Here is a 21,085-nt window from a genome sequence, read left to right on the forward strand (position 1 = left end):
GTTGCAACCCCTTATGATTCCAGCCCCGGCGCCTCGCGAATAATCAGGTGATCCAGGTTTTCGATCCTGGCGCTGAATACCCCGAACGTCTGCTCGGGTTTTTTCTGGCTGGGCACCTGCACAAGCTGCGGCGTGACCCCGTAGAAAAAGCAATACAGCGGCCGTTCGCTGCTGGCTGCCGCCTTGATCTGTTCCAGGAATGCCGTGCGCTTGCGGTAGTTTTCGATAAGCTTTTTGCTCAGATAGACATTTACCGAATAGGGCTTCTTGTCGAGCCACACCTTCTTTTCGAAGTCGATGCGAAAGCTGCTGGTGTAGTCCTTGATGGTCTTGATCTTGCCCCAGTAAATCAAACCCTGGTTGTCTTGCAGGTATTCGATCTTCTTGAAGAATGCCCAGTAGGTCGCCGTGTGCTCACCGATCTTCAAGGGCATGGCCTTGAGCTTGTCCTTGTCATCGATGTTGGACACGTAGCACTCCACTGGGTGTGCGAATACGCTGGTTTTGTCCGGGATCGAGTCATTGCTGCCAGAAGAGGTGGTAGCGCGGTTTGCGGGCACTTTCGTCGGCTCCTGCAGGACGCTTGCAGCGGTGCCGACTACCGGCGTCCTAGGCTCGTACAGTCGCCGCGTCAGCACAAATTCTGATGGGAAATTTTCCTCACGCTCGTCGTCATTTTCACCCGTCGCAGGTTTATGGCTGCCGGCATAGCGGCAGCCGTCGATATGCCGCGTTCCGGGTTTGTTCTTGAAGTGCGGCGTGCGCTGGTAGTTGACGTTCTTGGCGTTGAAGGTACTCAACGCATTGGCGCTATCGAACGCCGCACGGCAGGCGTCGTTGGGGCACAAGAAGCTGTCCTTGTCGGAATCGAAGGCGGTAGTTTCATCGAAATTCAGATCTCGCACGTCGTAGATCGACAGCTTGTCGTCGAGACTCAAGCTGTAGGCCGTGTCGAATTTCATGGGGCTCGGGTCCGTCAGAGGTTTGGCTATTAATAGCCGGATCTTGCGTAAATATCAGCAAGAACCTGCCACGCGTCGCCCGCTCAAGAAACACAGGGTGCCGCCCATGGCCGTGAGTGCGGCCAAGGCAAAGAACATGCTGGTGGGCGCCGCATTGATCAGCAGATAGCCGCAAATCACCGGGCTCATGGCCCCGCCAAACGCGGCCAGGTTCTGTGCGCCGTAATAACTGCCCCGTAGTGCATCCGGCGCGATGGTGTCGATAAACAGGAACTCTGAGGGATAGATGATCATCTCGCCCAAGGTGAACACAAACATCGCCAGGCACCAGCTCAGCAGACTGTTTGCCTGGCTGAAGCCGACCAGCCCGGCAATAAACAGCAAGGTGCCTAGCACGATCCAATGGCGCAGTTGCTCGCGCTTGAGAAATCGGCCGATTTGGTACTGCATCAAAATCACGGTGATGGCGTTGCAGGCGAGCACCGCAGACAGAATTTTCAGTGCCTGGTCGGGTGTGTAGGCCACTAGCAAAAACTGCGACAGATACAGGGTGTAGCGCCCATGGACGATGGTGCTCAACAGGCTGCCGCTGGTGAACAGGATCAACGTGCGGTCGCTGCGCAAGGTGTGCAGGGTGCTGAGAAAACTCTGGGGTTTATGACGCTCGTCCCGTTGAGTCGGCGCGATACCGATCATCAGGAACAGGCTGCCAAAGGCAATGGCACTGGCAATCAGGAACGGCGCCCACGGCAGTTGGCCGGCGATCAATACACCCAACATCGGGCCCGTTGCATAACCGACATTGGTCAGGGTGTAGCGCAGGGAAAACACCTTGGCGCGCTCGCCCACCGGCAGGTTCTCGCTGATGATCGCCTTGGAGCCGATCAGGAACAGCGCCGACGCGGCTTCAGTCACAACAAGGGTCAGCGTGGTGAGGTAGAGGTTGCTGGCAAAGGTCAGCAACAAAAAACCGATGGAACTGGAGAGCATGGCCAGGATCAGCAGTTTGCGCTTTTCCAGGCGATCAATGATGTAGCCGCCATACAACCCCATGAGCGTGGCGATGAACACCGCGACCCCCATCAGCAGGCCGATGTCCTGCTGGTTGAGGCCCAGGCGTGTGCTCAGCCAGAGGGCCAGCAACGGGCTGGTCATGGCACGGCTGACCACGATGGTCACCGAGCAGATCATCAGGCGACGGATTACCAGGGAGTAGGTGGCCACGGTGGGGTGGGCTCCTTGTGATTCTTACCTACACGACTCAGATCACCAGCGAACGCAGATAGAGTGTGGGAGCTGGCTTGCCTGCGATAGCGGAGTAACAGCCAACATTGTTTTAGCTGACCCACCGTTATCGCAGGCAAGCCAGCTCCCACATTCGATGGCGTTATTGGCCAGAGTTGATGGTGATTTTTTCTACCGCACCTTGTTCCAGATCCCACTTCTTCAGGATCTCGCCGTAGGTCCCGTCATCAATCATGCCCTGCAATGCCTCACTGATCGCCGTGACCAACTCGGTATTGCTCTTCTCAATCCCAAGCCCGGTGAATTGCTTGGAAATCGCCAGCCCCACCGGCTTGTATTTGCCCTTGTCCAGCGACATCAAATAAGGAATGGTCTCGCTGCCCTGCATCGCCGCATCCAGGCGGTTCTGCTGCAACTGCGCCCGCGCATCTGCCGAGCCTTCGGTGCCGATCACCACGATTGCCGGCTTACCCGCCGCTTCGCAGTTTGCCTTGCTCCAGGCGGTAATTTCAGACGGCCAGGTGGTGCGGCGGCTGGTGCCGACTTTTTTACCGCACAGGTCGGTCAATTCCTTGATCTCTTCGCGCTTGGCCAAAGTGTAGAGCTGCGGGCCGCTGATGAAATAGTCGATGAAGGTCACGGCTTTCTGGCGCTCGGCGGTATCGGTCATGCCCGACAGCACGATGTCCACGCGCTTGGTGGTCAGACCGCTGAGCATTTGTTCGAAGCCGGTTTCCTGCCATTTGATCTTCACGCCCAGTCGCTCGGCCAGGGCGTTGCCCAGGTCGAAATCAAAACCGGTGAGTTTGTTGGTGGCCGGGTCCTTGAAGTCCATCGGCGGATAGTTCGGCACGATGGCCGCGCTGATCTCACCCTTGTCCTTGATGGCTTGCGGCAAGGCAGCGAATACATACGAGGAGGCCATCAGGCCTGCAAGCAAGGTAGGGATAAATATTTTCTTCATAGGGGCGTTCTCGTTAGTTTTTTAGTTAAGTGCGAACGGCAGAAATAAAGCTTTGGGTACGCGGGTTTTGTGGGCTTATTAGAATGTCTTCCGGGCTGCCGGCTTCCACAATCTGGCCGGCGTCCATAAACACCATGCGGTTGGACACTTCGCGAGCGAAGCCCAATTCATGGGTGACTACGATCATGGTCATGCCGGTGGTGGCCAAATCGCGCATCACCGACAGCACTTCACCTACCAGCTCCGGGTCGAGGGCTGACGTGGGTTCGTCAAACAGCATCAACTTGGGGCGCATCGCCAAGGCACGGGCGATTGCCACACGCTGTTGCTGGCCACCGGACAACTCCACCGGGTAAGCATTGCGCTTGTCCGCCAGGCCAACGCGGGCCAGCAGTTCCAGCGCGTCTTCGATGGCTTCCTTGGGCGAGCGCTTGAGCACCTGGCACGGGCCTTCGATGATGTTTTGCAACACAGTCATGTGCGGGAACAAATTGAAGCGCTGGAACACCATGCCGGTGGCCAGGCGCTGGCGGGCGATCTGTGCTTCGTTCATCTCGTGCAGCTTGTTGCCGACCACTCGATAACCAACCAATTCGCCATCGACCCACAGGCCGCCCTTGTCGATTTTTTCCAGCTGGTTGACGCAACGCAGCAGGGTACTTTTACCCGAGCCGGACGGGCCGATGATGCACATCACCTCGCCTTGCTCGACCTCGATATTGATGTCACGCAAGGCGTGATACTGGTCGTAATACTTGTTCAGGTTGACAGCCTTGACGATGCTTCTCATGGGGCAAATCTCCTCAACCCAGGCTTACGAACGCTTGCCGGCGCCGCGGGCAAAACGGCGCTCGAGGCGGCTTTGACCAAATGAAAGAACCGTCACCACCGCCAGGTACCAGATGCCCGCCACAATCAGCAGCTCCATCACCCGGGCGTTGGCGTAGTAGATGTTTTGCGCGTTGTGCAGCAGCTCGGAGTATTGGATGACACTGGCCAGGCTGGTCATTTTCACCATGCTGATGAACTCGTTGCCGACGGGCGGGATGATCACGCGCATCGCCTGCGGCAGAATGATCCTGCGCAGCGCCTGCAGGCTCGGCATGCCGATAGACTTGGCTGCCTCGTATTGGCCGGTGTCCACCGACAGCAAGCCGGCACGCACCACTTCAGCGGTGTAGGCGCCCTGGTTGATGCTCAAGCCGAGCAGGGCGGCCACGAATGGCGTCATCAGGTCGACGGTGTCGATGCTGAACAGGCCCGGAATCGCGATCACCGGGAAGATCAACGCCAGGTTGAACCACAGCAGCAGCTGCAAAATCAGCGGTGTACCGCGAAACAACCAGGTGTAGGTGATGGCCACGTAACGCAGGATCGGGTTGGCCGACATGCGCATGATCGCCGTGATCACTCCGATCACTACGCCCAATGCCATCGCCAGGATCGACATGACGATGGTGTTCACCAGGCCCCAGAGGATGGCTTGCGACGTAAGGAACTGGCCAATGTAGGACCATTCGATCTGGCCATTGGCAAACGCGCGCAACAGCGCCGCCAACACAATCACGATCAGGGTGGCAAAAAACATCCGCCCGTAATAGCGCCGCGGCACATGTTCGTACTGGGTGATATCGAACTGGTTTTCGGACAACTTGCGCTCGGCTTCCAAGCGCTCGGCCGGGGTTTGGTTCATGTTGCTACTCCAAAATTTATTCTTGATGCGTGATCGTTCCCACGCTCCGCGTGGGAACGCCGCCTCGGACGCTCCGCGTCCCGCCGTTGGCGCGTAACGTGACGACGCGGAGCGTCACGGGATGCATTCCCACGCAGTGCGTGGGAACGATCGTCACCGGCTTAAATCCGAAATCCTTGATAACTTTCAGTCCACTTTTGCTGAGCCGCCAACGCCATCTTCAACCGTCCAATCTGCTCCTTCACCCGCTCCGGCGCCGTCCCACCCCACCCACTGCGCGCCGCAATCGCCGCCTCCAGGGTCAGGCAGTCGCGCACGTCCGGGGTGAGTCGCCCATCCACCTCGGCCAACATCGCCGGTGAGGCTTGCCACAACTCAATCTCATGCTGCTCACAGGCCTGCACCAGCGCGCCGGTAATCTCATGGGCCTCCTTGAACGGCACACCACGGGTGGCCAACCAATCCGCCACCTCAGTCGCCAAGGTAAAGCCCATTGGTGCCTGGCGCCGCAACTCCTCTACCTGCACCTTCATGGTCGCCACCATGCCGGCCATCGCCGGCAACACCAGCAGCAAGGTGTCCACGCTATCCAACACGCTGTGCTTGTCTTCACTCAAGTCACGGTTGTAGGACAGCGGCAACGACTTGAGCGTCGACATCAGCCCGGTCAGGTTGCCGATCAAACGCCCGGCCTTGCCCCGCGCCAATTCGGCAATGTCCGGGTTCTTTTTCTGCGGCATGATTGAACTGCCGGTGGCGTAGGCATCGTCTAGCACTACCCAGCGAAACTGGCGCGACGACCACAGGCAAAACTCCTCCGACAGCCGCGAAATATTCACCCCGAGCATGCCGGCCACAAACAGGAACTCCGCCACATGGTCACGGCTGGCGACAGCGTCGATGGAGTTTTCGCATGGCCCGGTGTAGCCCATTTCCCTGGCCGAGTGCTCTGGCTGACGCGCTATCGCCGAACCTGCCATCGCTGCCGCGCCCAACGGCGACAGGGCCGTACGCGCATCCCAATCCACCAGGCGCTGCACATCGCGCAGCATCGACTGCGCGTGAGCCAGCAAGTGATGGGCAAACACAATGGGTTGCGCCTGCTGCAAATGGGTGAAGCCCGGGCAGATGCTCTGCACATGTTGCTCGGCCTGTTCAACCAGCGCCTGCTGCAAACCCAACACCTCGTTGGCGATGGTGCGCGCATGGTCACGCAGGAACAGGCGCAGGTCGTTGGCCGTCTGGTCATTGCGCGAACGTCCGGCACGCAACTTGCCGCCCAGGGCACCGAGGCGCTCGGTCAATACGCGTTCGATAAAGGTGTGTACGTCCTCGTCATCCAGGGTGGGATGCAGGCGACCGGCGGCGAAATCCTCACCGATACGGTCCAGGGCTTCGAGGGTGCGCAGGGTTTCCGATTCATCCAGCAAACCGGCGCGCTGCAACTCACGGGCATGGGCGCGGGAGCCGGCCAGGTCGTAGGGCGTGAGGCGAAAATAGCGCTCAGGGCAACGCGACAACGCGGCCAACGCCGCAGACGGACCGGTCTTGAAACGAGCGCCCCAAAGGCGGTCGGTGGGCTGGGACATGGGTGTTCCTCACGCTTGTTTTTAGAAGAGTCGGAGGCAGTTTCAACAGAAGTTTATCGGTGTAGAACCGACGTCTGACGCGCCGTATTCAAGGTTGCCAAGGGCGGATGTTTATGTTCATTATCGCCGCCTGGCTATGTTCAAGGATTGGGTTCAAGCCTGTTGAATATGGCACTCGAGGTCAACGCGCATTATGGAAACCCCACTTTCCACTTCTGGAAACCTGCCGCCAAAACCCGGCACACGAGCACCGCTGCAACTGAGTGGGCTGGACTTCAAATTGCTGCGGGTATTTATGGCCGTGGTCGAAGCCGGCGGCTTCAGTGCTGCGCAAAACGAGCTGAACGTGGGCCTGGCGGCCATCAGCAAACAGATCTCCGACCTGGAGATTCGCATCGGCATGCGCCTGTGCACACGGGGCCGCGAAGGGTTCGGGCTGACCGAAGAAGGCAAGTTGGTGTATCAAGCATCCATCGAGTTATTTACCTCAGTGGACAGTTTTCGCGACAAGCTTAGTTCGGCGCAAAACGAACTGATCGGCGACCTGAGTGTGGGCGTTATTGATAACACCGTCTCTGATGTCAATTCCCCGCTGATTACCGCTCTGGGCAACTTACATCGCCAATCGCCAAAAATAAGATTGCGCCTACACGCCTCGCAATTGGACGAAGTTGAACGCGGAGTAGTGGAAGGGCGCCTGGTCGCCGGCATCGTCCCGGTGTACCAACGCCGTGAAGAATTCGACTACTTCCCGCTCTACGAAGAAAAGGCCCACGCCTACTGCGCCGTAGGGCATCCCTTGTTCACTGCGAGCGACATCACCCCCGATGCGCTTCGCCAATACGAAGTGGTCAACCATCGGTATGCGATCCATCGCGACAAGGCCAACTTCGTCGGCCACGACAGCCAGTCCGCCTCGGCTTCACAAGTGGAAGCCGTCGCCATCCTGATCCTCACCGGCCGCTTCCTGGGCTTTCTGCCAGAACACTACGCCACGCCACTGGTGAAGGAAGGGCGCCTGCGCGCACTGTGCCCAGAGCAGGTTCATTTAAGCACCGCGCTCAACCTGATCCTGCGCCACAACGCGCCACGGAGCCCGATGGTCAAAGCCTTCGCCACAGCCTTGAGCGTGGACCTCAAAGCTTCGACATAGCTCTCCCGAGCTACGCAGATCAAATGGGGGAGCTGTCGAGCCCCAGCGAGGCTGCGATGGGATCGCCTCGGTCTCCCCGCCAACCTCACCCACCCGCATCACCGCTGCAACCGAGCTCGCTTTTTCTTCTTCGCATGAAAATGCCGAAAATGCGCATCCTGCGCCGCCGCCAGCAACTCTCGATCCCCGCGCGTATCGCCCCAGGCCCTGAGCCGATACTCCCCCAGGTCGCCATAAACCGCTTCAAGGCGCAGCACCTTATTCTCACAACGGCAATTATTCCCGGTGAGCTTGCCGGTCAGCACCCCATCCACCACCTCAAGCTCAGTGCCGATCAAGCGGATGCCAAGCCGGTCGGCAAACGGCTGCAACACCAACGCCGGCGACGCCGAACACAGCGTCACCACCGCCCCGGACTTCACCTCATCCGCCACCGACTGCAAACCGCTCGGGCGCATCAGCTTGCTCCAGCGCGCCTGGCAATATTCCTGCGCTTGCTGCTCAACCCAAGCCTTCTCCACCCCGGTCATAAAGGTGCGAATCAACTGCGCCTTCAGCTCATCCCGGCTGATCTGCCGCACCAAAAACCGCAGCCCCGGCACCGCCAGCTTGACCATCCGGCCATAAAACTCACCGGGGCCAAAGGCAAACTTGAGGAAGGGCACGAAACTGTCGTGGTGGGTAAGGGTGCCGTCGAAGTCAAAGACGGAAAGTACTTTGGCGTCTGCGGGGCCGGCTTCGAGCATGTCTGGGTTCACGGGTGGTCCTTATCAGGTAGGGCGGTTTCATAGCGTTGTGACTGGCGCTTGCCTGCCGGGGTTCAGGTTGACGGTTCAGCCTGGTCGCTGCGGGTCAGCCTCTGCGCTCTTTTGTGTGCGTGCGACGGTCCATGCGTTTATGGCGATACGAGTTTACTACCCCTGAGCCAGGAGTGGGGCTTCCGAGGTTCCGGCACGCTCATTCGAGAGCGAGTGCAGTTAGGTCTTACAAGTGTTTTGGCCGACTGATTGGAGTGTGGGTTAAATTTCCTACATACCACTCGCACCACTTAAAGCGAACTTTCCGATATTTCCTATTTGCTATTTTTCGTATGGTAAATGCCAAAAACAAAAAGGCGTTAACCCTATGGCAAACCACGGCTACATGACCATCAGCGGCAAATCCCAAGGTCTGATTTCTGCAAAGTGTTCGACTCAAGACTCTATCGGCAACAAGTGGCAGGAGGGGCACTGCGACGAGATAATGGTGCTGTCCTTCCACCATAATATGGCCAACAGGGGCAACGTCAGGGCGTCGAGTCATGGGCCGATTGCCATTACCAAAAATATCGATAAATCGTCACCCTTGCTGGCGGTAGCGCTCTCCAACAGGGAAGAGCTCAACTGCGTCATCAATTTTTATCGGATCGCCCAATCGGGCTGGCATGAAAAATACTACAGCGTCGATATTCGAGGCTGCATCATCACCGACCTCACTGTCGACGTACCGCATTCTGTTTTGCATATTGATGCAGAGGCACAAGAGCATGTTGCGCTTAAATATCGTGAAATAATCTGGACTCATCATCAGGCGGGAACAAGTGGCTTCAGTACTTGGGAGACAGGCCGGTGAACATAAATGAAGAACGGAAACCTACCTTTCAAGACCTATGGGTGGTTAGTCAGGCTGCGGCGTATCTGACTAACCAGGCTTGTACGATAAGTGCTCGGAATATTAATGATGGGATTGTTCGGCTGCAATTCAATCGTGAGGTGGCTTATTACGCTCGGAGTATTGTTAGGGAAGTTGAGGACGGCAGAAAAACTGTTGATCAGGGATTGAAAGAAATAAAGCACGAACAAGAAAGCCTCCTAAACCAATCCCTGGAGGTGGGGAGGAAAGGCATCGGGGTTATCGCGGGCGCACTTCAGTTTGCGACGGGGGCAGGAATTTGCTACGCCTCAGTCGGTACGCTGTGTTTGCTCGCGGGCATCCCGATTATGGCGCACGGCGCTAATAACATGTATGAAAATGGTAGGAATATGCTTGAGGGGCATTCCGATACAGTTGGACCGGTCAGAACTGGATATCGCGGCGCAGCACAGTCCCTCGGGTATGGCGAAAGTGGAGGTGATTTAGCCTATGGTGGCACGGATATGATTATGTCTTTTTATAGTCTACGTAGGCTTGTATTGAAGCCGGATGCTTGGCGTTTGTTCAGATATATAAGGTCAGATAAGGAGAGGGCTTACAAAAGAATGGGGATGTTTCCATTAGGTGTTGAGGTTTATATTGATTACGAGACAGGGAAGCAGGTGTATCAGGGGGTGGTAGATTGATTGTGTTCTATGCTCTTGTTTTTGTGGTTTTTGGTGTGGTCGGTGCGTATGCCTTAAGGGCTAGGCTTTCGGGGGAAGGTCTTAATACCTTGAAGTTATTTTTATGTGTGATATTTAACGGTTTTTTTGTCGTGTCCTATATTGAGGTGATTAAGTATGGCGAGTTTCCTTTTTTTGGGATTAGGACTGATTTTATTATTCAGTATCCAATCATCGAGTGGATTGCCTTTTTCGGCATATTGGCTCATGGATTTGCACTTCCGGTGAAGTGGGAGGTCAGGCGCTGGTTTTGAACGAAAAAAGAGAGTGTAGGCTGTCGGAGGCAGAGAGTACTTAGGCCTTAGGTTCGGCTTCGAGCATGTCTGGGTACACGGGTTGGCCTAGGTCCTATCTAATAGTATTAAGCATGCATCAGCTATGACAACAGGAGCCTACTGCCGTGCCAGTCTTCCGATCTTGGCGTAAAGCCTTTCGCTAAAAGCCTCCCGACCACTCGACCGATGACAACGCTGATGGCAATTGGGCACAAGGCTACAGCATTGGTGATGCGATCCGAACCCTTCTGGGCTAGGTGCTTGACGTGATGTACTTCAAGAAATAGCAAATTCCTTTTTACCGACGAAAAAAAGCCCTGAACATGCCAGGGCTTCCTTTAGTGCTTAGTCCGGATCAATCCCAGCTCAGCGCGCCGCCGGTCTGATACTCGATCACACGGGTCTCGAAGAAGTTCTTCTCTTTCTTCAAGTCCATGATCTCGCTCATCCACGGGAACGGGTTAGTCGTGCCTGGGTACTCTTCCTTCAAGCCGATCTGCGACAGGCGACGGTTTGCGATGAACTTCAGATAGTCTTCCATCATCGCCGCATTCATGCCCAACACCCCACGCGGCATGGTATCCCGCGCATATTCGATCTCCAGCTGCGTACCTTGCAGGATCATCTGGGTCGCTTCTTCTTTCATCTCGGCATCCCACAAGTGCGGGTTTTCGATTTTGATCTGGTTGATCACGTCGATACCGAAGTTCAGGTGCATCGACTCATCGCGCAGGATGTACTGGAACTGCTCGGCCACGCCGGTCATTTTGTTGCGGCGGCCCATGGACAGGATCTGGGTGAAGCCGCAGTAGAAGAAGATGCCTTCCAGCACGCAGTAGTAGGCGACCAGGTTGCGCAGCAGTTCTTTGTCGGTGTCGACGGTGCCGGTTTCGAACTTCGGATCGGAGATCGAGCGGGTGTATTTCAGGCCCCAGGCGGCCTTTTTGGCGACCGATGGAATCTCGTGGTACATGTTGAAGATCTCGCCTTCATCCATGGCCAGCGATTCGATGCAGTACTGGTAGGCGTGGGTGTGGATCGCTTCTTCGAAGGCCTGGCGCAGGATGTACTGGCGGCACTCCGGGTTGGTGATCAGGCGGTACACGGCCAGCACCAGGTTGTTGGCTACCAGGGAGTCGGCGGTGGAGAAGAAGCCCAGGTTGCGCATGACGATACGGCGTTCGTCATCGGTCAGGCCTTCGGGGTTTTTCCACAGGGCGATGTCGGCGGTCATGTTGACCTCTTGCGGCATCCAGTGGTTGGCGCAGCCGTCGAGGTACTTCTGCCAGGCCCAGTCGTACTTGAATGGCACGAGTTGGTTGAGGTCGGCGCGGCAGTTGATCATGCGCTTTTCGTCAACGGCGACGCGGGCGGAGGCGCCTTCGAGCTCGGCGAGGCCTTCGGCGACGTCGAGTTTGTCCAGGGCGGCCTTGGCGCGCACGATGGCGGCGGAGTCGTTGGCGGTGACGGCGCGGGCTTCCACGGCGGCGGCGGCGCCGGCACCGTCGAGGCGGTCCATGTTGGCTTCGGTGGCGTGGCCGGCGTTGGCGCCTTTGGCGGCTACTTCGCCTTCTTCTTCTTTGTCGAATTCGTCCCAGCTCAGCATGACGTGTCGTCTCCTGCGTGAGGGCTCAAAGGTGCCCGTGTGAAACCGGATGGTTGGGTGTTCACACGGCCCTAGGGCCGCGGTGGATCTTAAGGAATCGTTTGTTGCAACAGCTCGCGCAGGCAAATAAACGGAATCAGGTTGCGGGTGCTGCATGAGGCTTGAGGGGCGCAGCGATGCGTACTTGCTGCAGCGCAGGCTCAAGGTCTGGCTCTTTATCCCTGTGTAAAGGGATATTGCAGGCCCGATTTACCCGCGCATTATAGGGAAAAATTCAGGTTTGTGTTGCGGCGGATGGTCACTTGGGAGCGCCAAAATGACGTGGGTTTCGGCCAAAGCGAGTGTTTGCAAGGCTTTGCTGGGCGTGGGTTTTTTTGACGGGCGGGGATGTTTTTTTTGGGGCAGGGGAAGGGGGTGTAAAAAGAGTGGTCGTGGCTGAAATCGCCATCGCAGGCAAGCCAGCTCCCACAATTGATGTGGGGTGTATTCAAGGGCGGGTTCTTGGCCGCAAGAACGATTTCTTGCGGCAATTAAGAATCCAACTTCAGAAGTTGTTAGCCGTTAGAGCAACCATTGCCCATTACTTGATAGTTAAGAATATGACGCTGGCCTTGAGAATCTTCATATTCCATCTTCACCGGTACAACTTCGCAGACTTCTGGAATGCTGCTCATGGACAAGACTTTGGCCACATCCAAGTGCGTGCTATAGGTGTAGTCCTCGACAATCGGCGCGTTCTGGCCGGCCAGTTCAGTCGGGGCTTCGTCCGCCAGGGCGGCGGTGGCGCACAAGCTGCTCAGGGCGATCACTAATAACGCTTTCATTTCTTCATTACCTTCTTCAGGGCGAAAGGGGGCACGGGGCCCTTGTGAGGCCGCGTGTGTCACTTAAAAGTTGGGAAGTTCGGATTAACGTTGCCTTCGTGGGGGCTGTTGCGTTGTTAATCAGAGTGCCTTGTTGGCGGAGTTGATTTTAGGCGCCTCGGTTATATTCATATACCCGTGGTTTTGATAAACACTTTTGGCGGTTTTTGTAACAATCCCTCAATCAAGATTTTTTCAGAAACCTGCCAGCCGCCGCAGCACGCGGGCCAGAGCGTTGAAAAGGCATAGCAGGGCAATTTGTAGGGTCTTGTTACTACCATCGTCGAATGGTTCTATAGGCCCACCCCGGCTACAACAGGGGCCATACAACAACAACTATGTCACCGAGGTAAGAAAGATGAGTGCGGCTTCCCTGTACCCCGTTCGCCCCGAAGTAGCAGCCAATACGCTGACCGACGAGGCGACCTACAAGGCCATGTACCAGCAGTCGGTGGTCAACCCCGATGGCTTCTGGCGCGAGCAAGCCAAGCGCCTTGACTGGGTCAAGCCTTTCACCGCGGTGAAGCAGACCTCTTTCGACGACCACCATGTCGACATCAAATGGTTCGCCGATGGCACCCTGAACGTTTCCTACAATTGCCTGGACCGTCACCTCGCCGAGCGTGGCGACCAGATCGCAATCATCTGGGAGGGCGACGACCCTGCCGAGAGCCGCAACATCACCTACCGCGAGTTGCATGAAGAAGTCTGCAAGTTCGCCAACGCCTTGCGCGGCCAGGACGTGCACCGCGGCGATGTGGTGACTATCTATATGCCGATGATTCCCGAAGCCGTGGTCGCCATGCTGGCCTGTACCCGCATCGGCGCGATCCATTCGGTGGTGTTTGGCGGTTTTTCCCCAGAAGCCCTGGCCGGTCGCATCATCGACTGTAAGTCGAAAGTGGTGATTACCGCTGACGAAGGCATTCGCGCCGGTAAGAAAATTCCGCTTAAGGCTAACGTTGACGACGCACTGACCAACCCGGAAACCAGCAGCATCCAGAAGGTGATCGTGTGCAAGCGCACCAATGGCGCGATCAAGTGGAACCAGCACCGCGACATCTGGTACGAAGACTTGATGAAAGTGGCGGGCACTGTCTGCGCGCCAAAAGAGATGGGCGCCGAAGAAGCGCTGTTCATCCTCTATACCTCCGGCTCTACCGGCAAGCCTAAAGGCGTGCAGCACACTACCGGCGGATACCTGCTCTATGCGGCCCTGACTCACGAGCGTGTATTCGACTATCGCCCGGGCGAAATCTACTGGTGCACCGCCGACGTCGGCTGGGTCACTGGCCACACCTACATCGTCTACGGCCCGCTGGCCAATGGCGCGACCACGCTGCTGTTCGAAGGCGTGCCGAACTACCCGGACATCACCCGCGTGGCGAAGATCGTCGACAAGCACAAGGTCAATATCCTCTACACCGCACCGACCGCGATCCGCGCGATGATGGCTTCCGGCACCGCAGCCTGCGAAGGCGCCGACGGCAGCAGCCTGCGCCTGTTGGGCTCGGTGGGTGAGCCGATCAACCCGGAAGCCTGGGACTGGTACTACAAGAACGTCGGCCAATCCCGTTGCCCGATCGTCGATACCTGGTGGCAGACCGAAACCGGTGCCACGCTGATGAGCCCACTGCCAGGCGCCCATGCGTTGAAGCCGGGTTCGGCGGCACGGCCGTTCTTCGGTGTGGTGCCGGCGCTAGTGGACAACCTGGGCAACATCATCGAAGGCGCCGCCGAAGGCAACCTGGTGATTCTGGATTCCTGGCCAGGCCAGGCGCGTACCCTGTACGGCGACCATGACCGTTTTGTCGACACCTACTTCAAGACCTTCCGCGGCATGTACTTCACCGGTGACGGCGCACGTCGCGATGAGGATGGTTACTGGTGGATCACCGGTCGCGTGGATGACGTGTTGAACGTGTCCGGCCACCGTATGGGCACCGCCGAGATCGAGAGCGCCATGGTTGCTCACCCCAAAGTCGCCGAGGCGGCGGTGGTGGGCGTGCCCCACGACATCAAGGGGCAGGGTATCTATGTGTATGTCACCTTGAAGAATGGTGAAGAGCCCAACGAAGCACTGCGCCTGGAGCTGAAAAACTGGGTGCGCAAGGAAATCGGGCCGATTGCCTCGCCGGACGTAATCCAGTGGGCGCCCGGGTTGCCGAAAACGCGCTCTGGGAAAATCATGCGGCGCATTTTGCGCAAGATCGCCACGGCTGAATACGACGGGTTGGGGGATATCTCCACCCTGGCAGATCCGAGCGTGGTGGCGCATTTGATTGAAACGCACAAGACCATGAACGTCGCGTAAGCGGGGAAGGTGGGACAGAGCCCCATTCGGTGCAAGCCGGGTGGGGCTTTTTTGTGGGGGGCCATGTAACACCGAGATGCAGTGTGGGAGCTGGCTTGCCTGCGATAGCTATTTATCAGTTAGCCCATCTTTGGCTGATACACCGTTATCGCAGGCAAGCCAGCTCCCACAGTTCAGATCGCATTTCATAAAGGGGTGTAGGCGGCGGTCTGACAGAGCCGCATCACAACCAAGCCAATAAATATCGGTTTTTCCGGTAGGACGTTTCTGAATGTTACCGGCCCGCTCAAATGTGTAACCATCCGCACAAAGCTGGGGCAATGGACCACGCCCCGCCCCGAAAAACCGCGTTCTAGACACTCCCAAAAATAAGATTAAACGCCAGACTTGCCGTGCTAGAAGGGTTTGCGAATAATAGGCCCGCAATTTGCAGCATCATCAGGTTTAATATCTTTTGTCTCTGCATAAAATTCAGAGGCTGTCAATGTGTTGGAACCGCTTTCTCAGTGCTTCTGTAAATTGTTGTCGCATTGAGGAAATATCGGCTTCCGGCCTGTCGTTAGAATGCCGATCACTCGCTCGTCGTCGCAGGTGTCGCCCGCGCAGGACGCAGCACCGCTATTCGGTTACACCTTCGCCGCATCGTGGGCCATGGCTCATACTGCTGTTTTTGCCCTATACCGATGGAGTCCCAAGATGAAGAAACTCGTGCTGTTGGGCGCCCTGGCGCTGTCCGTGCTGTCCATGCAGGCTTTCGCCGAAGGCAAGCCGCTGAAAATTGGTATCGAAGCGGCTTACCCTCCGTTTGCCTCGAAGGCGCCGGATGGCAGCATTGTCGGTTTTGACTACGACATCGGCAATGCGCTGTGCAAGCAGATGGACGTCAAGTGCACCTGGGTTGAGCAGGAATTCGATGGCCTGATCCCTGCGCTGAAAGTGCGCAAGATCGACGCGATTCTGTCGTCCATGTCCATCACTGAAGACCGCAAGAAATCCGTGGACTTCACCACCCGCTACTACCTGTCCCCAGCGCGCCTGGTGATGAAGGAAGGCACCACCGTCAGCGACAGCCTGGATGAGTTGAAGGGCAAGAAGATCGGTGTGCAGCGCGGTTCGATCCACGATCGTTTCGCCCGTGAAGTCCTGGCGCCAAAAGGTGCGGATATCAAGGGTTACAGTACCCAGAACGAAATCTACCTGGACGTGGCTGCCGGTCGTCTCGACGGTACCGTGGCTGACGCCACCCTGCTGCAAGATGGTTTCCTGAAAACCGACGCCGGCAAAGGCTACGCGTTTGTAGGCCCATCGTTCACCGAAGCCAAATACTTCGGCGACGGTATCGGCATCGCAGTGCGCAAAGGCGACAAGGAAAACCTTGAGCGCATCAATGCGGCCATCGCTGCAATCCGTGCCAACGGCGAATACAAGAAAATCCAGGACAAGTACTTCGACTTCGATATTTACGGCGCTGACGCCAAGTAACTCATCGCAGCTGTCTGTCCGAAATGGCGCAAGCAACAGTCATCCTGAAGTTTGCGCCATTTTTTCATCCCCCTTTTCGAGGACCTGAATCATGTTGAAAGGCTACGGGGCCGTTATCCTCGATGGCGCTTGGTTGACGCTTCAGCTCGCCTTGTCGTCCATGGCCTTGGCCATTGTTCTGGGTCTGATCGGGGTCGCGCTACGCCTGTCGCCGGTACGTTGGCTGGCTTGGCTGGGCGACTTGTACTCCACGGTGATCCGCGGGATCCCCGACCTGGTGCTGATCCTGCTGATTTTCTACGGCGGTCAGGACTTGCTTAACCGCGTCGCGCCGCTATTGGGCTTTGACGACTATATCGACTTGAACCCCCTGGCCGCCGGTATCGGCACCCTGGGTTTCATCTTTGGCGCTTACCTCTCGGAAACCTTCCGTGGCGCCTTCATGGCCATTCCCAAGGGCCAGGCCGAAGCCGGCCTGGCGTATGGCATGAGCAGCTTCCAGGTGTTTTTCCGGGTGATGGTGCCGCAGATGATTCGGCTGGCGATCCCCGGGTTTACCAACAACTGGCTGGTATTGACCAAGGCCACCGCGCTGATTTCGGTGGTAGGTCTGCAAGACATGATGTTCAAGGCCAAGCAGGCGGCAGACGCCACCCGCGAGCCTTTTACCTTCTTCCTCGCAGTGGCGGCGATGTACCTGGTGATCACCAGCGTGTCGTTGCTGGCCTTGCGTTACCTTGAGAAGCGCTACTCGGTAGGCGTAAGGGCGGCTGATCTATGATCTTCGACTACAACGTCATCTGGGAGGCCATGCCGCTGTACCTTGGCGGCTTGCTGACCACCCTGAAACTGCTCGCTATCTCGCTGTTCTTCGGCCTGCTCGCGGCCTTGCCCCTGGGCTTGATGCGCGTGTCCAAGCAGCCGATCGTCAACGGCGTGGCCTGGCTTTACACCTACGTGATCCGCGGCACGCCGATGCTGGTGCAGCTGTTTTTGATCTACTACGGCCTGGCACAGTTCGAAGTGGTGCGCGAAAGCTTCCTGTGGCCGCTGCTGTCCAGCGCAACGTTCTGTGCGTGCCTGGCGTTTGCGATCAATACCAGCGCCTACACCGCCGAAATTATCGCCGGTAGCCTCAAGGCCACGCCTAACGGTGAGATCGAAGCGGCCAAGGCCATGGGCATGTCGCGCTACAAACTGTACCGCCGCATCCTGTTGCCGTCGGCCCTGCGCCGTGCGCTGCCGCAGTACAGCAACGAAGTGATCATGATGCTGCAGACCACCAGCCTGGCGTCCATCGTTACCCTGATCGACATCACCGGTGCCGCGCGTACGGTCAATGCCCAGTATTACCTGCCGTTCGAAGCCTATATCACCGCTGGCGTGTTCTACCTGTGCCTGACCTTCATCCTGGTGCGCCTGTTCAAGTTGGCCGAGCGCCGCTGGCTGAGCTACCTGGCTCCACGGAAGCACTGATATGGAACGTATCGATCATCTGCTGCCCTGGGGGCATTTGGGCTGCGAGCGCCAACTGAGCGTGTTCCGCTTTGGCAGCGGCGAGCGCAAGGCCTATATCCAGGCCAGCCTGCACGCCGATGAGTTGCCGGGTATGCGTGCCGCGTGGGAACTGAAAAAACGCCTCACAAAGCTGGAGCGGCAGGGCGCCCTCAACGGCGTGATCGAGCTGGTGCCGGTGGCTAACCCGATGGGCCTTGGCCAGCTGTTGCAAGGCAGCCACCAGGGGCGTTTCGAAGTGGGCAGCGGCAAGAACTTCAATCGCGACTTCGTTGAGCTGAGCGAGCCGGTCGGTGCATTGTTGCAAGGCAAACTGGGTGATGACCCGCACGCCAATGTGCGCATGATTCGCCAGGCCATGAGCGATACGCTGGCCGCCTTGCCCGAGCCGAGCAGCCAGTTGCAAGGCATGCAGCGTATCCTGCTGAGCCATGCCTGCACCGCCGATGTGGTGCTGGACCTGCATTGCGACGCCGAAGCCGCACTGCACATGTACGCGCTGCCCCAACACTGGCCGCAGTGGCGGTCGCTGTCGGCACATCTGAATGTGAAGGTCGGCCTGCTGGCGGAAGATTCCGGCGGCAGTTCGTTTGACGAGGCGTGCTCGTTGCCGTGGCTGCGTTTGTCGCGCATGTTCCCGCAGGCGCAGATTCCGCTGGCCTGCCTGGCAACGACGTTGGAGTTGGGCGGCCAGGCCGACACCGGCCGTGATGAAGCCATCTTCCACGCCGAAGGCATCCTTGCGTTCCTCGCCGAACAAGGCTTGATCAAGGGCGAGTGGCCCGCGCCGCAACACGAACCTTGCGAAGGTGTGCCTTTCGAGGGCACCGAACTGCTGTTCGCGCCCCATGCCGGGGTGATCAGTTACCTGCGTAAAGCGGGCGACTGGGTAGAAACCGGCGACGAGATTTTTGAAGTGATTGACCCCCTGACTGACCGCGTAAGCACTATTTGCGCGGGCACCTCGGGGGTGTTGTTTGCCGTTGAACGGCTACGTTATGCCCAAGCGGGTTTCTGGCTGGCCAAGGTGGCGGGGCGCGAAGCGCTGCGTCACGGGCGCTTGCTCAACGACTGACCACCTGTTTTTGTGAGAACCGACCGCATGTACAAGCTTGAAGTCCAAGACCTGCATAAACGCTATGGCAGTCATGAAGTGCTCAAGGGTGTGTCCCTGGCCGCCGCCGCCGGTGATGTGATCAGCATCATCGGTTCCAGCGGTTCGGGCAAAAGTACCTTTTTGCGCTGCATCAACCTGCTGGAGCAGCCCCACGCCGGCAAGATTCTGCTCAATAACGAAGAGCTGAAACTGGTGGCCAACAAGGACGGCGCCATGAAGGCTGCCGACCCCAAGCAACTGCAACGTATGCGTTCACGCCTGTCCATGGTGTTCCAGCATTTCAACCTGTGGTCGCACATGACCGCGATTGAAAACGTGATGGAAGCCCCGGTGCACGTGTTGGGCATATCGAAGAAAGAGGCCCGTGAAAAGGCCGAGCATTACCTGGCCAAAGTCGGCGTGGGCCATCGTAAGGATGCGTTCCCGGGCCACATGTCCGGTGGCGAGCAGCAGCGCGTAGCGATTGCTCGTGCGCTGGCGATGGAACCTGAGGTGATGCTGTTCGACGAACCTACTTCGGCGCTGGATCCGGAGTTGGTGGGCGAAGTGCTCAAGGTCATGCAGGACCTGGCCCAGGAAGGCCGCACCATGGTGGTGGTGACCCACGAAATGGGCTTTGCCCGCGAAGTGTCGAACCAGTTGGTGTTTTTGCACAAAGGCATTGTTGAAGAGCGTGGCAATCCGAGGGAAGTGCTGGTGAACCCGCAGTCCGAGCGCCTTCAGCAATTCCTGTCCGGCAGCTTGAAATAGTCAAGGTTGCCACCCATTCCCTGTAGGAGCGAGCTTGCTCGCGAAGATCGTCAACGATAACGCGGGAAGCCTGATACCCCGTGGCGTTCTCAGGTTTTTCGCGAGCAAGCTCGCTCCTACAGGAGGGCAGGGCTTCATTGTTTTTGAGATTTGTGTTGGTTTACGGGCTAGCATTGGCCCACAGCTTCTTTCACCGTTTTCGCTCCGGATAGCACTCCATGACCGCCCACAAAATTGGTTTCCTGATTTGGCCCAGCACAAAAGCACTCACGCTTGCGCTGGCTGAGGAGGCCTTGCGCGTTGCTCAGCGGGTGCATCCGGATGTGGTCTACGAATTGTCGTTTCTGCAGGCCGAGCCGCAAACCGAGGGGGCCTGGCAACTGCCGGGCGAGCCGTGGGCCGGCAAGCTGGAAGGTTTTCAGAAACTGTTCCTGCTGGCGGATGAGCCGCCTGCCGCCATCGCCTCGCAGCTCAGCACAGCGCTCAAGCAGCTGGTTCGGGCTGGTTGCGTGATCGGCGGGTTATCGGCGGGCGTGTACCCATTGGCTCAGCTTGGTTTGCTGGATGGTTATCGTGCTGCCGTGCATTGGCGCTGGCAGGACGATTTCGCCGAGCGTTTCCCCAAGGTCATCGCCACCAGCCACCTGTTTGATTGGGACCGTGATCGCCTGACCGCTTGCGGCGGCATGTCGGTACTTGACCTGCTGTTGGCGGTACTGGCCCGTGACCATGGCGCCGAGTTGGCCGGTGCCGTGTCTGAAGAATTGGTGGTGGAGCGCATCCGTGAAGGCGGCGAGCGCCAGCGCATTCCGTTGCAAAACCGCCTGGGCTCCAGCCATCCGAAGCTGACCCAGGCGGTGTTGTTGATGGAAGCCAATATTGAAGAGCCGCTGACCACCGATGAAATTGCCCAGCACGTGTGCGTGTCACGACGACAGCTGGAGCGCATCTTCAAGCAGTACCTTAACCGCGTTCCCAGCCAGTATTACCTGGAACTGCGCCTGAACAAGGCGCGCCAGATGTTGATGCAAACCAGCAAGTCGATCATCCAGATCGGCCTGTCGTGCGGCTTCTCCTCGGGGCCGCATTTCTCCAGCGCCTACCGTAACTTCTTCGGCGCTACTCCCCGTGAAGACCGCAACCAACGGCGCAGCAGCAGCCCGTTCGAGTTGTCGTCGGTGCCCTCCGAGCGCGGTTGAG

Annotated in this window: 20 protein-coding genes and 2 pseudogenes; 12 read left to right on the forward strand and 10 right to left on the reverse strand. The window is 57.8% G+C overall.

What is annotated here, in order from left to right; translation table 11 throughout:
- Positions 1 to 11: 11 nt before the first annotated feature.
- The 6 genes from HU730_RS18885 to argH form a co-directional block, all read right to left on the reverse strand.
- Entirely contained in the window at positions 12 to 962 is a 951-nt protein-coding gene (locus tag HU730_RS18885) for a hypothetical protein (protein WP_034128483.1), read from the reverse strand.
- A gap of 54 nt (positions 963 to 1,016) precedes the next feature.
- Positions 1,017 to 2,186, reverse strand: coding sequence for an MFS transporter (locus tag HU730_RS18890; protein WP_186527835.1), 1,170 nt, complete (start codon positions 2,184 to 2,186; stop codon positions 1,017 to 1,019).
- A gap of 163 nt (positions 2,187 to 2,349) precedes the next feature.
- Entirely contained in the window at positions 2,350 to 3,171 is an 822-nt protein-coding gene (locus HU730_RS18895) for an ABC transporter substrate-binding protein (RefSeq protein ID WP_186527836.1), read from the reverse strand.
- Between the two features lie 25 nt (positions 3,172 to 3,196).
- Positions 3,197 to 3,961, reverse strand: a complete 765-nt coding sequence (locus HU730_RS18900; RefSeq protein WP_003193648.1) for an amino acid ABC transporter ATP-binding protein — start codon at positions 3,959 to 3,961, stop codon at positions 3,197 to 3,199.
- 24 nt (positions 3,962 to 3,985) lie between these two features.
- Positions 3,986 to 4,864, reverse strand: a complete 879-nt coding sequence (locus HU730_RS18905; protein WP_019819278.1) for an amino acid ABC transporter permease — start codon at positions 4,862 to 4,864, stop codon at positions 3,986 to 3,988.
- A 161-nt stretch (positions 4,865 to 5,025) separates the two neighbouring features.
- Positions 5,026 to 6,453, reverse strand: coding sequence for an argininosuccinate lyase (argH, locus tag HU730_RS18910; protein ID WP_034128479.1), 1,428 nt, complete (start codon positions 6,451 to 6,453; stop codon positions 5,026 to 5,028).
- Between the two features lie 193 nt (positions 6,454 to 6,646).
- On the opposite strand from argH, the gene HU730_RS18915 reads away from it, so the two are divergent.
- Positions 6,647 to 7,606, forward strand: a complete 960-nt coding sequence (locus HU730_RS18915; RefSeq protein WP_096144845.1) for a LysR family transcriptional regulator — start codon at positions 6,647 to 6,649, stop codon at positions 7,604 to 7,606.
- A 98-nt stretch (positions 7,607 to 7,704) separates the two neighbouring features.
- Here the strand turns inward: HU730_RS18915 and HU730_RS18920 are convergent, their stop codons facing one another.
- On the reverse strand, positions 7,705 to 8,352 hold the full coding sequence (locus HU730_RS18920; protein ID WP_054918285.1) for an HAD-IB family hydrolase: 648 nt from the start codon (positions 8,350 to 8,352) through the stop codon (positions 7,705 to 7,707).
- A gap of 379 nt (positions 8,353 to 8,731) precedes the next feature.
- Here HU730_RS18920 and HU730_RS18925 point away from each other — a divergent pair, with 379 nt between their 5' ends.
- The 3 genes from HU730_RS18925 to HU730_RS18935 are packed head-to-tail and all read left to right on the forward strand — an operon-like array spanning position 8,732 to position 10,217.
- Complete coding sequence (locus tag HU730_RS18925; protein WP_034128476.1) at positions 8,732 to 9,217, forward strand: Hcp family type VI secretion system effector; 486 nt, start codon at positions 8,732 to 8,734, stop codon at positions 9,215 to 9,217.
- Complete coding sequence (locus tag HU730_RS18930) at positions 9,214 to 9,924, forward strand: DUF4225 domain-containing protein (RefSeq protein ID WP_186527837.1); 711 nt, start codon at positions 9,214 to 9,216, stop codon at positions 9,922 to 9,924. Before HU730_RS18925 ends, HU730_RS18930 begins: the two co-directional genes overlap by 4 nt.
- Complete coding sequence (locus tag HU730_RS18935; protein WP_054918287.1) at positions 9,921 to 10,217, forward strand: hypothetical protein; 297 nt, start codon at positions 9,921 to 9,923, stop codon at positions 10,215 to 10,217. The genes HU730_RS18930 and HU730_RS18935 overlap by 4 nt, the downstream gene beginning before the upstream one ends.
- Positions 10,218 to 10,355: 138 nt before the next feature.
- On the opposite strand, the pseudogene HU730_RS18940 reads toward HU730_RS18935, so the two are convergent.
- The 3 genes and pseudogenes from HU730_RS18940 to HU730_RS18950 form a co-directional block, all read right to left on the reverse strand.
- Positions 10,356 to 10,522: pseudogene (locus tag HU730_RS18940) on the reverse strand (HNH endonuclease); the annotation flags it as partial.
- A gap of 71 nt (positions 10,523 to 10,593) precedes the next feature.
- Positions 10,594 to 11,844, reverse strand: coding sequence for a ribonucleotide-diphosphate reductase subunit beta (locus HU730_RS18945; RefSeq protein WP_014719604.1), 1,251 nt, complete (start codon positions 11,842 to 11,844; stop codon positions 10,594 to 10,596).
- Between the two features lie 554 nt (positions 11,845 to 12,398).
- Positions 12,399 to 12,668, reverse strand: coding sequence for a DUF2790 domain-containing protein (locus tag HU730_RS18950; RefSeq protein WP_034128473.1), 270 nt, complete (start codon positions 12,666 to 12,668; stop codon positions 12,399 to 12,401).
- Positions 12,669 to 13,065: 397 nt separating this feature from the next.
- On the opposite strand from HU730_RS18950, the gene acs reads away from it, so the two are divergent.
- From acs to argR, 8 genes and pseudogenes are all read left to right on the forward strand, one after another.
- A complete protein-coding gene (acs, locus tag HU730_RS18955; RefSeq protein WP_005790645.1) occupies positions 13,066 to 15,021 on the forward strand; it encodes an acetate--CoA ligase in 1,956 nt (651 codons plus the stop codon).
- A gap of 696 nt (positions 15,022 to 15,717) precedes the next feature.
- A complete protein-coding gene (locus HU730_RS18960; protein WP_034128472.1) occupies positions 15,718 to 16,503 on the forward strand; it encodes an ABC transporter substrate-binding protein in 786 nt (261 codons plus the stop codon).
- Positions 16,504 to 16,594: 91 nt separating this feature from the next.
- Positions 16,595 to 17,284, forward strand: coding sequence for an ABC transporter permease (locus HU730_RS18965; protein WP_003193627.1), 690 nt, complete (start codon positions 16,595 to 16,597; stop codon positions 17,282 to 17,284).
- Positions 17,281 to 17,979: an ABC transporter permease gene (locus tag HU730_RS18970; protein WP_003193625.1), complete on the forward strand. Its 699-nt coding sequence runs from the start codon at positions 17,281 to 17,283 to the stop codon at positions 17,977 to 17,979. The genes HU730_RS18965 and HU730_RS18970 overlap by 4 nt, the downstream gene beginning before the upstream one ends.
- A 1-nt stretch (position 17,980) precedes the next feature.
- On the forward strand, positions 17,981 to 19,093 hold the full coding sequence (locus HU730_RS18975) for a succinylglutamate desuccinylase/aspartoacylase family protein (RefSeq protein WP_060765194.1): 1,113 nt from the start codon (positions 17,981 to 17,983) through the stop codon (positions 19,091 to 19,093).
- Between the two features lie 27 nt (positions 19,094 to 19,120).
- Positions 19,121 to 19,885 (forward strand): ATP-binding cassette domain-containing protein, encoded by a 765-nt coding sequence (locus HU730_RS18980; RefSeq protein WP_014719598.1) that lies wholly within the window; start codon positions 19,121 to 19,123, stop codon positions 19,883 to 19,885.
- Positions 19,886 to 19,919: 34 nt separating this feature from the next.
- Positions 19,920 to 20,006, forward strand: a pseudogene (locus HU730_RS26785) (outer membrane lipoprotein carrier protein LolA); the annotation flags it as partial.
- A gap of 97 nt (positions 20,007 to 20,103) precedes the next feature.
- Complete coding sequence (argR, locus tag HU730_RS18985; protein ID WP_034128470.1) at positions 20,104 to 21,084, forward strand: transcriptional regulator ArgR; 981 nt, start codon at positions 20,104 to 20,106, stop codon at positions 21,082 to 21,084.
- Position 21,085: the final 1 nt, after the last annotated feature.

This window comes from Pseudomonas sp. SWRI22, from assembly GCF_014268395.2.
GTDB lineage: Bacteria > Pseudomonadota > Gammaproteobacteria > Pseudomonadales > Pseudomonadaceae > Aquipseudomonas > Aquipseudomonas paracarnis.